9 protein-coding genes are annotated in these 12342 nt (G+C 69.9%); 5 read left to right on the forward strand and 4 right to left on the reverse strand.

What is annotated here, in order from left to right; translation table 11 throughout:
• Positions 1 to 42 precede the first annotated feature (42 nt).
• Together ABD355_RS39165 and ABD355_RS39170 are read left to right on the forward strand one after the other, a co-directional pair.
• Entirely contained in the window at positions 43 to 852 is an 810-nt protein-coding gene (locus tag ABD355_RS39165; RefSeq protein ID WP_344405890.1) for a M15 family metallopeptidase, read from the forward strand.
• 47 nt (positions 853 to 899) lie between these two features.
• Positions 900 to 1436, forward strand: coding sequence for an NUDIX domain-containing protein (locus ABD355_RS39170; RefSeq protein ID WP_344405891.1), 537 nt, complete (start codon positions 900 to 902; stop codon positions 1434 to 1436).
• A gap of 1 nt (position 1437) precedes the next feature.
• On the opposite strand, the gene ABD355_RS39175 is transcribed toward ABD355_RS39170, so the two are convergent.
• Positions 1438 to 3804 carry a glycoside hydrolase family 31 protein gene (locus ABD355_RS39175; protein WP_344405892.1) on the reverse strand — a complete coding sequence of 789 codons (2367 nt, stop codon included), beginning with the start codon at positions 3802 to 3804 and terminating at the stop codon, positions 1438 to 1440.
• Positions 3805 to 4017: 213 nt separating this feature from the next.
• Here ABD355_RS39175 and ABD355_RS39180 point away from each other — a divergent pair, with 213 nt between their 5' ends.
• A complete protein-coding gene (locus ABD355_RS39180; RefSeq protein ID WP_344405893.1) occupies positions 4018 to 5985 on the forward strand; it encodes an acetoacetate--CoA ligase in 1968 nt (655 codons plus the stop codon).
• A 10-nt stretch (positions 5986 to 5995) separates the two neighbouring features.
• Here the strand turns inward: ABD355_RS39180 and ABD355_RS39185 are convergent, their stop codons facing one another.
• A complete protein-coding gene (locus ABD355_RS39185; protein ID WP_344405894.1) occupies positions 5996 to 7315 on the reverse strand; it encodes an aminotransferase class I/II-fold pyridoxal phosphate-dependent enzyme in 1320 nt (439 codons plus the stop codon).
• Between the two features lie 111 nt (positions 7316 to 7426).
• On the opposite strand from ABD355_RS39185, the gene ABD355_RS39190 reads away from it, so the two are divergent.
• On the forward strand, positions 7427 to 8641 hold the full coding sequence (locus ABD355_RS39190; protein ID WP_344405896.1) for an MFS transporter: 1215 nt from the start codon (positions 7427 to 7429) through the stop codon (positions 8639 to 8641).
• Positions 8642 to 8663: 22 nt separating this feature from the next.
• Positions 8664 to 9557, forward strand: coding sequence for a hypothetical protein (locus ABD355_RS39195; RefSeq protein ID WP_344405897.1), 894 nt, complete (start codon positions 8664 to 8666; stop codon positions 9555 to 9557).
• A gap of 79 nt (positions 9558 to 9636) precedes the next feature.
• Here ABD355_RS39195 and ptsP read toward each other — a convergent pair whose 3' ends face one another.
• Together ptsP and ABD355_RS39205 are read right to left on the reverse strand one after the other, a co-directional pair.
• Entirely contained in the window at positions 9637 to 11307 is a 1671-nt protein-coding gene (ptsP, locus tag ABD355_RS39200; protein WP_344405898.1) for a phosphoenolpyruvate--protein phosphotransferase, read from the reverse strand.
• A 77-nt stretch (positions 11308 to 11384) separates the two neighbouring features.
• A complete protein-coding gene (locus ABD355_RS39205) occupies positions 11385 to 11834 on the reverse strand; it encodes a PTS sugar transporter subunit IIA (protein ID WP_344405899.1) in 450 nt (149 codons plus the stop codon).
• Positions 11835 to 12342: the final 508 nt, after the last annotated feature.

Here is a 12342-nt window from a genome sequence, read left to right on the forward strand (position 1 = left end):
TCGCTTCCCGAGAGGGAGGTCGACCTGATAGATGCAGGAGACATGACACGTCTCCCCAGTGCAGTACGCGGTCTGATCACCGCACTCGCCGCCGTGCTGGCCGTGACCGCCGCCTCCGCCCCCACCCGGGCCGCGACGGAGCCCAGGGCGCCGAAGGACTTCGTGGCCCTGAGAACCGTGGACCCGACGATCATCCAGGAGATGCGCTACTTCACCCCGCACAACTTCGTCGGCGAGCGCATCGACGGCTACCAGCAGCCGATCTGCCTGCTCACCCGGCCGGCCGCCGAAGCACTCCACAAGGCCCAGCTGACGCTGTTGCGCAAGGGCTACACCCTCAAGGTCTACGACTGCTACCGGCCGCAGCGCGCCGTGAACCACTTCGTGCGCTGGGCCGAGGACCTCGACGACCAGGCGATGAAGAGCGAGTTCTATCCGAACGTCGACAAGGCCCGTCTGTTCGAGGACGGTTACATCGCGAAGAAATCCGGCCACAGCCGCGGCTCGACCATGGACCTCACCATCGTGAAGCTCCCCGCCGAACCGACCAGGCCGTACCACCCGGGGGAGCCCCTGGTGCCCTGCTACGCCCCCAAGGGCGAGCGCTTTCCCGACAACTCCGTCGACATGGGCACCGGGTTCGACTGCTTCGACACCCTCGCCCACACCCTCGACCCGCGTATCCAGGGCGAACAGCGCGCCAACAGGCTGCTCCTCAAGACCACCATGGAGGGGCTCGGATTTGTGAACCTCGCCGAGGAGTGGTGGCACTACACGTACAAGCCCGAGCCGTACCCGGACACCTACTTCGACTTCCCCGTCTCCTGGAAATCGCTCACGGGCGGCCACTGAGCCGCCCCCCGAAGACGTCCATCAGTTGATCGGATACATTCCGCTTCGTGTCCGAAACTCATGCCTCTACCCCCAACTCCGCGCCCGACTCCCACTGTTCGAGCTGCGGAGCGCCCTATGGAGAGGGCGTCTCAGGCTGGCCCCGCACCTGCCCGGCCTGCCACGCGGTGGCCTACCGCAATCCCCTGCCGGTGGCCATCGCGCTCCAGCCCGTGTACGACACGAAGGGCACCGCCCTGGTCGTCATCACCCGAACCGTCGCCCCCGCGCGCGGAGGCATCGCGTTGCCCGGTGGTTACATCGACGACCGTGAGGACTGGCGGCAGGCCGTCGTCCGCGAGCTCAAGGAAGAGACCGGCATCGACGCAGCCGGGCGCGACGTGCGGCTCGTCGACGCCATGAGCTCACCCGACGGGCATCTGCTGCTGTTCGGGCTCCTCCCGGAGCGCCCGGCCGAAGGCCTCCCGCAGTCCACGGCCACCGACGAGACGGAGGGCTGGCACCTCCTGCGCAGGCCGGAGGAACTCGCCTTCCCCCTGCACACGCTCGCCGTACGGGCTTGGTTCGAGGGCCGGTACGTCTGAGTCAGCCCTCCTCCAGGCCTCGCACACGCACCGGGTAGGGCGGCTCGCTCGTGCCGCCCTCGCCCTGCCGCTCGACGATGAGCCGCCGTCTCGTCCAACGGGTGACATAACGCTCCAGTTCCGGCTCGTCCCATCCGTCACCCGCGTCCTGCACCACCAGTCCGCCCCCGGTCCGTCCCCGGGCGGGCGCCCAGACCTCCAACTCCAGCCCGCCGTCGTCCCCACGAACGGGGACGACGGCACCGGCGCGCGCGAGCACCGGGATCCGCGACAGGGGGGCGTCGAGGAGCACGTGCGCCGGCCCCTCGTACACCTGCTCGGTCACCGTGTCGTACCAGCGCCCCCGGGGCAGCTGCACCGCCCGCCGGTCCGCGCCCGGGTCGAGCACCGGCGCCACCAGCAGACAGTCGCCCAGCAGGAACGCATCCTCGCAGTCGCGCAGCGCACGGTCCTCGGGCGCCGTCCACCACAGCGGCCGAACATAGGGCGCTCCCGTGCGCCGGGCCAGATGCGCGAGCGTCATGAAGTACGGCAGCAGCCGACGACGTTCGACGAGCGCCACGCGCGCGTGCTCCAGCACTTCGGCACCGAACTCCCAGGGCTCCCGCCGCCCCGCCCGCAGGCTCGCGTGCGTGCGGAACAGCGGCAGGTACGCCCCCAGTTGGAGCCAGCGCAGATACAGCTCCGGCGACGGGCTGCCGTCGAAACCGCCCACATCCGGCCCCGAATACGGCACTCCGCACAGCCCCAGCCCCATGACCAGCGACAGCGAGGCACGCAGCCCCGGCCAGCCCGTGGCCACGTCACCGGACCACGTTCCCCCGTAGCGCTGCAGACCGGCCCAACCGGAACGCGAGAAGATGAACGGCCGTTCTTCGGGAGCCAGTTCGCGCAGCCCCTCGTAGGCAGCCCTGGCCATGCACAGCGCGTAGACGTTGTGTGCCTCCCGGTGGTCTCCGTCCCGCCCTTCCAGCGAGTGCCTGGCCGAACGCGGCAGAGTCGACTCCCCGAACGCGGCGAACGAAGTGGGCTCGTTCATGTCGTGCCAGAAACCCGAGAAGCCCTGGGCGAGCCGCTCCTCGTACAGACCGCCCCACCACTGACGCACGCGCGCGTGCGTGAAATCCGGGAAGACCGCCTCCCCGGGCCACACGACCCCGCGCACGAGCCGCCCCGAAGCGTCCCGCACAAAGGCGTCCACGGCGGCCCCGCTGTCGTACACCGCGTTGCCCTCTGCGGCCCTGACCGCAGGGTCGACGATCGACACCAGCCGGATCCCGTCCCGGCGCAGTTCCTCGGCCAGCACCGGCAGCTTCGGAAAGTTCTCGTGGTCGACCGTGAACACCTGATGCTCGTCGTAGTGGTCGATGTCCAGATGGACGGCGTCGAGCGGCAGCCCGCGCTCCTGGTAGCCGGAGACGATCCGCCGCACCTCCTGCTCACTGCCGAAGCCCCAGCGCGCGTGGTGATGCCCCAGCGCCCACGCCGGCGGGAGCGCGGGCGCGCCCGTCAGCGAGGCCCAGGTGAGCAGCACGCGCGCGGGGGTGCCCACGACCACCCAGCAGCGCAGCGGGCCGCCGTCCATCCGCAGCTCGCACGTCCCCGCCCGGTCGTGCCCGGAACCGGCGCCCTCCTCGCCCTCGCGCAACGTCACCGTGCCGTCCCACGAGGTGTCGTGGAACACCAGATGCGCCGCCGCGTCGGCCACCACCAGCTGCACCGGCATCGTGAGGTACAGCGGATCCTCACCGGGACCGAACGCGCGCCCCGGGTCCGTATTCCACAGGCGGTACGTTCCTTCGCGCAGCCGCGGGCCCGACGCCCGCCCGCCGAGCCCGAAGAATCGCGCGTCCGCGGCCACCTCCGAGCGTTGCATCCAGCGTGCGGTGCCGCCCCCGACCGGCTCCCACCAACGGGGCGGCAGATCACGACGCAGGGGTACACCTCCGGGCGTGAGCACCTCGATCGCGCCGTGCCGCGAGACGACGACCGTCACCCGCTCGGCCACGACCCGCCAGCCGCCGTCCTTGTCCGGCTCCAGGACCGCCCGGGGATCCGGCTCCGGACAGCGGCCCGGGAGCGCGTACGACGGCTCGGGAGAGGCCCCGTCCCAGCCCCAGAAGACCGCTCCGTTCACCGCGACGAAGATGCGCAGCTCGGACCGTCCGAACCGGACGATGCCACCGCCCGGACCGGGCTCCACCTCCTGCACGGGCCCGGGCACCCGCGCGCGCTCGGCACCCCGCGACGGCAGCGCGGAGGCGTCGGCACGCCTCCTGCGCCACGCCGCCCGCACGGTACGCAACCCCTGGGCCGACCTCACCGAACCGACCACCCTTATCGAACGCACCAGGTCACGACCGTCCATGCTGCTCACCCTGCCATTGACCGCCCCACGCGCGTGTGTCGTTCAACTGCCGTTCACCCGTGCCGGGACCACATCTTCACGACGCCGACTATGTGGGGCGCGCCCTGGTGCAGAAGTCGATCACATGGCATCGTCCGTGTCAGCCGCGTCACGCGCACACCCCAGCTCGTGCGCGACCGACGCATACGACGCGCACAGTCCGGGAGCCGCCCCATGTCGACCGTGAACCCCCAGCCCCTCTGGCAGCCAGATCCGGAGCGCATCGCCCAGGCGCAGGTCACAAAGTTCCAGGCCTGGGCGGCCGAGCAGCACGGCGCTCCCGCCGAGGGCGGCTACGCGGCACTGCACCGCTGGTCCGTCGACGAACTGGACACGTTCTGGAAAGCCGTCACCCAGTGGTTCGACGTACGGTTCTCGACACCCTACGCGCGCGTACTCGGCGACCGCTCGATGCCGGGCGCCCAGTGGTTCCCCGGGGCGACTCTCAACTACGCCGAGCACGCCCTGCGGGCGGCCGCCACCCGCGCGGACGAACCGGCCCTCCTGCACGTCGACGAGACACACGAGCCGCGCCCGGTGACCTGGTCCGAGCTGCGCCGCCAGGTCGGCTCCCTGGCCGCCGAACTGCGCGCCCTCGGCGTACGCCCCGGGGACCGGGTCAGCGGCTACCTCCCGAACATCCCGCAGGCCGTCGTCGCCCTCCTCGCCACGGCCGCCGTGGGCGGAGTCTGGACCTCCTGCGCCCCCGACTTCGGCGCCCGCAGCGTCCTGGACCGCTTCCAGCAGGTCGAACCGGTCGTCCTGTTCGCCGTCGACGGCTACCGCTACGGCGGCAAGGAGCACGACCGACGCGACATCGTCGCCGAGCTGCGCCACGAACTGCCCACGCTGCGTGCCGTCGTCCACATCCCCCTTCTCGGGACGGAGCCCCCCGCAGGTGCCCTGGACTGGTCCGCCCTGACCGGCGCGGACGTGGAACCGGTCTTCGAGCAGGTGCCCTTCGACCACCCCCTCTGGGTGCTCTACTCCTCCGGCACGACCGGCCTGCCCAAGGCGATCGTCCAGTCCCAGGGCGGCATCCTGACCGAGCACCTCAAACAGCTCGGCCTGCACTGCGACCTGGGCCCGGAGGACCGTTTCTTCTGGTATACCTCGACCGGCTGGATGATGTGGAACTTCCTCGTCTCCGGCCTCCTCACCGGAACGACGATCGTGCTCTACGACGGCAGCCCCGGCTTCCCGGACACGGGCGCCCAATGGCGCATCGCCGAACGGACCGGAGCCACCCTCTACGGCACCTCGGCGGCGTACGTCATGGCCTGCCGCAAGGCCGGCGTCCACCCGGCCCGCGACTTCGACCTCTCCAAGGTGCAGTGTGTCGCCACCACCGGATCTCCCCTGCCGCCCGACGGATTCCGCTGGCTGCACGAGGAGGTGCGCGACGATCTGTGGATCGCATCCGTCAGCGGCGGCACGGATGTGTGCTCCTGCTTCGCGGGGGCCGTACCGACCCTCCCGGTGTACATCGGCGAGCTCCAGGCGCCCGGCCTCGGCACGGACCTGCAGTCCTGGGATCCGACCGGCAAGCCCGTGATCGACGAGGTCGGCGAGCTCGTGGTCACCAACCCCATGCCGTCGATGCCGATCCGCTTCTGGAACGACCCCGACGGCAGCCGCTACCACGACAGCTACTTCGACACCTATCCCGGTGTGTGGCGCCACGGCGACTGGATCACCGTCACCTCCCGCGGCTCCGTCGTCATCCACGGCCGCTCCGACTCCACCCTGAACCGCCAGGGCGTGCGCATGGGATCGGCCGACATCTACGAAGCCGTCGAGCGCATCCCCGAGATCAGGGAATCCCTCGTCATCGGCGTCGAACAACCCGACGGCGGCTACTGGATGCCTCTGTTCGTGCACCTGGTTCCCGGCGCCACCCTGGACGATGCCCTGCTGGCCCGCATCAAGCAGACCATTCGCGAGCAGCTCTCACCGCGCCACGTCCCCGACGAGATCATCGAGGTCCCCGGCATTCCGCACACCCTCACCGGAAAGCGCATCGAGGTCCCCGTCAAGCGCCTCCTCCAGGGCACTCCGCTGGAAAAGGCCGTCAATCCGGGCTCCATCGACAACCTGGATCTGCTGCACTTCTACGAGGACCTCGCCCGCAAACGCGCCTGACAGGGGCGGCTCAACCGCCGTAGGTGGCCTCGGACTCGCCGAGCACGTCAGCGAAGTCCGAGGCCAGCCGCGCCGCGTCGGTCGGCTCCAGCTCGGCCACGGAGATCCGCACCCCCGGGGGTGACGACGACCGGAACCGGGCCCCGGCGGCAACCCACCAGCCGTACGAGCGCAACCCGTTCACCACGGCCGACTCGTCCTGCACGGGCACCCACAGGTTCATCCCGCTGGCCCCGCACGCCGGAATGCCACGATCGTCCAGCTCTCGCAGGAGTGCGCCGCGGCGCTCTTCGTACGTCTCCTGCGCACGCGCCACCAACGCGCGCGTGGCGGCGTCGGTCAGCAACCCGTGAACGGTCTCCTGGAGGAGATGACTGACCCAGCCGGAGGTCAGCAGCAATCGTCCGTCGTGCCGGGCCAGGGTGGTCGCGTCACACGCAGCTGCCGCCCACCGCAGATCGGTCCCGAGGAACTTGCTCACCGTGCGCACATGCACCCATCGCGTCAATCCGCTTCCGGTCAGGGAGTGCAGCGGCGCGGCGGCGACGGCGGACGCGTGGTCGTTCTCGACGACCAGGACGTCCGGCTCGCTCTCGAGCACGTCAACGAGCGCGTCCCGGCGTGCCACTGAGAAGCAACCGCCGTACGGATTCTGCGCCCGAGGACTGCACACCACAGCCCGCACACCGGCCCGCAGCGCCACCCGCAGGGCCTCGGGCCGTACACCCTCGTCGTCCACGGCCACCGGCACGATGCGCAGCCCCAACGCCGTGATCAGGTCCAGCAGATGGTGATACCCCGGGTCCTCCATCGCCACGGCGTCGCCGGGCCGCAACTCCACGGACAACAGCCGCCCGATCAGATCCAACGCCCCATGCGCGAACGTCACATGCTCCACGGGCACCCCATCGGCCCCCATCCAGTCCCGCGCGGCGTCCTCCAGCCGCGCCAGCCTCGGCGTCGAACGGTGCGACCGGCCGCCGGGGGACAGCTGTGACGGCGGCACGAGAGCGGGCAGCAGCGCGGGATCCGGGTGCCCGCCCGACAAGTCCCGCAGCCCCTGCGGGACCTTGGGCGGCCGCCGTGACGCCACCGCGGGAGCCGGCGCCACCACGGTCCCGCCCCGCCCGCGCGTGACGACGATGCCTCGCCCGCGCAGCTCCTTGTAGGCAGTGGCGACGGTGCCGGGACTGACCCCGAGGTCGTCCGCGAGCCGTCGCACGGGAGGCAGCGCGGCCTCGGGCCGCAACGACCCCTCCGCCACGGCCCGTTCGACGGACGCCGCAATTCCCTTGGCCGTCGTACCAGAGATCCCATATTGTGTTGCCACGTTGGAAATTATGTACCAGTACATAACGGAAGACAAGGGGGAGCAGTGCAACCGATGCGCCGCGCAGCCGCATGGTCGAGCCGCATACCAGGAGGGCGAGACGGACGCAGAATGCTCACCATCGCCCTCGTCGACCGCATCGGCAGCGGCTTGTGGGCCTCCGTGTCCGTCCTGTACTTCACTTACGTCTCAGGCCTGTCCGTCACCCAGGTCGGCACGCTCGCCGCAACCGCCGGAGCCATCGGCATCGCCGGAGCGCCCCTCGGGGGCCGCATCGCCGACCGATTCCCGCTCACCCGCGTTCTGCTCGCCGTCCAACTCCTGCGCGCACTGGCCTCCCTGGCGCTCCTGACCACGAACGACTACACCCTGCTCCTCGCCTTTTCCGCGCTCGGCAGCCTCGGAGACCGTGCGGCGAGCGTCCTCACCAGGCTCTATGCCACCCGGGTGGCGGGACCCGACCGCGTCCGCTATCAGGCGGTCCACCGCACCATCGCCAACGCGGGCTGGGCCCTGGGCGGCCTCGCCGCCGCGGCGGCCCTGGCCCTCGACACCACCACCGCCTACCAGTGGCTCCTCGCCGGCGACGCCCTCTCCTTCCTCGCCTCGGCCCTCCTCACCCTGCGCTGCGGTGAGCCCCCGTCCGCTTTCCGCATCGTCGCCACCTCGAAGACCCCGGCACCCCCGACGAAGCCGGCCGGCACAAATCCCTGGCGCGACCGCACCTACCTCGCCTACGTCGCCACCGAGACCGTTCTCTTCCTCGACGACGCCGTCTTCAAGGTCGGCCTGCCCCTGTGGATCGCCCACGCGGGCAACGCGCCGCACGGCCTCGCGCCCCTGCTACTGGTCCTCAACAACGTGATGGTGGTGGCCCTCCAGTGTCCCCTGGCCCGCTTCGGAACCACCACTTCGGCCGCCCGCGCGCTTCTCCTCCCGCTGTCAGCCGTCTTCGCTCTCGGCGGCATCGCCATGGCGCTCTCGGCCACCCGGGAAACCGCCACCGCGACCCTGCTCCTCACAGCCTCGGCAACCGCGTTCACCCTGGCCGAGATGCTCCACGCCACCGTCTCCTGGGAACTCTCCGTCGCCCTCGCCCCCGGCACCGCGCAGGGCGCCTACCTCGGCGTGCACGGCTTGGCCCAGTCAGCCCAACGCAGCGTCGGGCCACTGGCCGTCACCGCGGCCATCACCACCGGCCCGGCCGGCTGGCTGACCTTCGGCGCCATCATCGGCCTGACCAGCCTGATTCAGCACCGCCTGGTCCGCGATCGCCTCGCTCGGACGCCATTGTCAGTGCCGACGGTTACTGTGAGTGAGCATTGATCGACCGTGCACAGGGGGAAACATGGCGCACACCGACGACCAGACCATGCGACGCGACCTGCGCCGCGAAATCGCAGGCACCATCGGCCTGCTGACCGACGAGCACGACTTCCGCGCCATGCGGCGCTACCGCAGCTTCACCTTCGACAACCACACGAGCTACCTCCAACAGGTCGAGGCGCTCCTCAAGACGCGCGCCTCCCAAGGCAGCCACACCACGGTGGCCCTCTTCGACCCGCAGGAGTACGCAGAATTCTGCGCGGACACAGGCCTCGACCCCGACGTCCAGTCCAGCCGCACACGCTTCACCGCTGAACTGGCCACCACCGGACCCGTGCTTCCCTACGAGGGCCAGCCCCTGGCCGACCTTGTCCCGGCCCTTGTCGACGAAGCGGTCCGACAGGCCACCTGGGAGTACGCCTCCACGCTCCTCGCCCGCCTCGGCGCCTGCGCCTCCTGCGGCGAGGACATCGGCCGCGCCGCCTTCACACGCGCCTCGCATCTTCTCGTCCGCATCCTCGACACAGCAGGGGCAGGCAACCGCCACCTCGTCTGCAGTGTCACGGCAACACCCGAAACACTCGTCTCCGTCCTCCACGCAGACGAGGACGACCAAGGCGCCATCCAACTCGACGAGGCCGAAGCCCTCGAATTCACCACAGTCCTGGCCCTCGGCATCGCCACCCGGAGCCCGGGCGGACTCGTCATCCGTACCAGCGCCTCCGGCACCACCGACCGCGTCTACGGCTGGCGTCTGCGCGGAGAAGGCCTCGAACCCCTCACGGCCGGTGAGGTGTTCGACGCCTACTGCACCGACATCGAATCCGGAGACATCATCTCCCCGGAATCGGACGTCGACTACTGCGTACCGCCGGACCTCGGAGAGGAAGGACAGACACCGGGGCACCGCCACTGAAAGCAGAGGGGGCGCTCCACCCGCGGGTGGAGCGCCCCTCAGAACAGCCGGTGCAACAACAGCCGACGGCCGAACTCGGCTACTCGCCGGACAGCACCGCCTGAGCCGCGTTGCGCGCATCCTCGGCGCTCTCCGCGGCCCGGGCCGCCGCGGCCGCACGCTCGCACTGGGCCAGCGTGTACTTGCCGAGAGTGGCCCGCACATAGGGAATCGATGCCGCACCCATGGAGAGGGAGGTGACACCAAGACCGGTCAGCACACACGCGAGCAGCGGGTCGGACGCCGCCTCACCACAGACACCACAGCTCTTGCCCTCGGCCCTCGCCGCCTCCGCGGACAGCGCCACCAGGTCGAGCAGCGCGGGCTGCCACGGATCCTGCAGACGGGACACCGCACCCACCTGACGGTCGGCCGCGAACGTGTACTGCGCGAGGTCGTTGGTGCCCAGCGACAGGAACTCGACCTCCTGCAGAATCGACCGAGCCCGCAGTGCGGCCGAAGGAATCTCGACCATGGCGCCGAACTTCGCCTGCAGTCCCGCTTCACGGCACGCGTCCGCGAACGCCTTGGCGTCGGCACGGTCCGCGACCATGGGGGCCATGACCTCGAGGTAGACCGGCAGCCCCTCCGCGGCCTTCGCGAGTGCCGTCAGCTGGGTGCGCAGAACCTCGGGGTGGTCGAGCAGCGTCCGAAGACCCCGTACGCCGAGCGCCGGGTTCGGCTCGTCGGCCGGCGTGAGGAACTCCAGCGGCTTGTCCGCGCCGGCGTCCAGCACACGGACCACCACACGGCCCTCGGGGAACGCCTCGAGTACCTGCCGGTACGCCTCGACCTGCTTCGCCTCCGAGGGGGCGTTCTTGCTGTCATCCAGGAAAAGGAACTCAGTGCGGAACAGACCTACACCCTCGGCCCCGGCCTCGACCGCGGCCGGTACGTCCGCAGGCCCGCCGACGTTGGCCAGCAGCGGCACCTTGTGACCGTCGGAGGTGGCGCCCGGGCCGGTCGAGGCGGCGAGCGCCGCCTTGCGTTCGGCGGCCGCGGCCTCCAGCTGCCCCTTCTTCTCCTCGCTGGGGTTCACGAAGATCTCGCCGGTGCTGCCGTCGACAGCGATCACCGTGCCCTCGGCCAGCTCACCGGCACCCGGCAGCGCCACCACGGCAGGAACACCCAGCGCCCGCGCCAGGATCGCGCTGTGGCTGGTCGGCCCACCCTCCTCGGTGACGAAACCGAGGACCAGGGCGGGGTCGAGCAGCGCCGTGTCGGCAGGCGCAAGGTCCCGTGCAATAAGAACGTACGGCTCGTCGCTGTCCGGAACACCCGGCATCGGCACCCCGAGCAGCCGGGCGACGATACGGTTCCGCACGTCATCCAGGTCGGCCACACGACCCGCCAGGTACTCGCCGGCACCGGCCAGCAGGGCCCGGTACGCGGCGAAAGCGTCGTACACGGCACGCTCGGCCGTGCTCCCGACGGTGATACGCCGTTCGACATCCGCCATCAGCTCGGGGTCCTGCGCCATCATGGCCTGCGCCTCGAGCACCGCCTGGGCCTCACCCCCGGCCAGATTGCCGCGCGCCATCAGATCGGCCGCCACAGCGTCCACGGCCTGGCGGGCGCGCCCCTGTTCACGCTCCGCGTCCTCCGCCGGTATCTGCTTGGCAGGCGGCTCCAGCACCGCAGTTCCCATGTGCCGAACCTCGCCGATCGCCACACCGTGACTCACACCGACGCCTCGCAGCGTTGTCTCCATCTCACCGTCTCCGATAGTGCGGCGGGTCCCGCCGCCGCTGTGGTTGTCCTGCTCGCCGTCATAGGACGGCACTGACGTCACTTCCAGACGAAGAGACTGTCGCCCGCCTTCACGTCCCCATCGTCACGAAGATCGGAGAGAGCCTCGGCAGCGGCCTCGAGCGCCACGATGGGGCACACCGCCGACTTGCCGGCGGCTTCCACGGCGGCCGGGTTCCAGCGGACCACGCCCTGTCCCCGCGTCACGGTGTCGCCCTTGTTCACGAGCAGCTCGAAGCCGTCACCGTTGAGCTGCACGGTGTCGATACCCAAGTGTGTGAGGACGCCATGCCCGTGCTCGTCGACAACGACGAAGGCGTGCGGATGGAGAGAGACGATGACTCCGGCCACGGGAGCAACGGCCTCTGACGGCTCGCGCACGGGGTCGATGGCCGTACCCGGGCCCACCATGGCCCCGGAGAAGACTGGATCCGGCACTGCTGCCAGGCCGATGGCGCGTCCTGCAATCGGGGACGTCACGGTGGTCATGGGAAGCCTCCCAGAGGTGGAGATCCATAGGGGCCGTCACTGCTTGTGCCGGACGGCGCACTGTGGAGCAGGGTATGTCAGATGAACTGCCGGTTCCGCATGGAAGATACCGGATAGTGGTCTAGACCACCAGCTCCATCGATTTGCACCCGCTTCCCGGCCGCGTGTACAGTCGTACTCCTGCTTGGGGCCGAGCGGCGCGACTGAGCGTCCTGGCTTCAGCGGCACCCACACTTGTCAGATCCTATCTCTGGGTCACCTTCTGCATGCCTGCAGGGAGGTGGTCAGGGGGACGGAAAAACACTGATAGAGTTTGGAACACCGAAGGGAAGCGCCCGGAGGAAAGCCCGAGAGGGTGAGTACAAAGGAAGCGTCCGTTCTTTGAGAACTCAACAGCGTGCCAAAAATCAACGCCAGATATGTTGATACCCCGACACCGGGAAGCTTTTCCTGGTGGCGAGGTTCCTTTGAAATACACAGCGAGGACGCTGTGAACGGCCGGGCTTAT

It is taken from the genome of Streptomyces longisporus (assembly GCF_039532765.1).
GTDB lineage: Bacteria > Actinomycetota > Actinomycetes > Streptomycetales > Streptomycetaceae > Streptomyces > Streptomyces longisporus.

Bases quoted from the DNA above. Each gene is read 5' to 3' on its own strand.
- ABD355_RS39165 (WP_344405890.1), top strand. From the start codon at position 43: ATGACACGTCTCCCCAGTGCAGTACGCGGTCTGATCACCGCACTCGCC.
- ABD355_RS39175 (WP_344405892.1), bottom strand. From the start codon at position 3,804: ATGGACGGTCGTGACCTGGTGCGTTCGATAAGGGTGGTCGGTTCGGTG.
- ABD355_RS39180 (WP_344405893.1), top strand. From the start codon at position 4,018: ATGTCGACCGTGAACCCCCAGCCCCTCTGGCAGCCAGATCCGGAGCGC.
- ABD355_RS39190 (WP_344405896.1), top strand. From the start codon at position 7,427: ATGCTCACCATCGCCCTCGTCGACCGCATCGGCAGCGGCTTGTGGGCC.
- ABD355_RS39195 (WP_344405897.1), top strand. From the start codon at position 8,664: ATGGCGCACACCGACGACCAGACCATGCGACGCGACCTGCGCCGCGAA.
- ptsP (WP_344405898.1), bottom strand. From the start codon at position 11,307: ATGGAGACAACGCTGCGAGGCGTCGGTGTGAGTCACGGTGTGGCGATC.
- ABD355_RS39205 (WP_344405899.1), bottom strand. From the start codon at position 11,834: ATGACCACCGTGACGTCCCCGATTGCAGGACGCGCCATCGGCCTGGCA.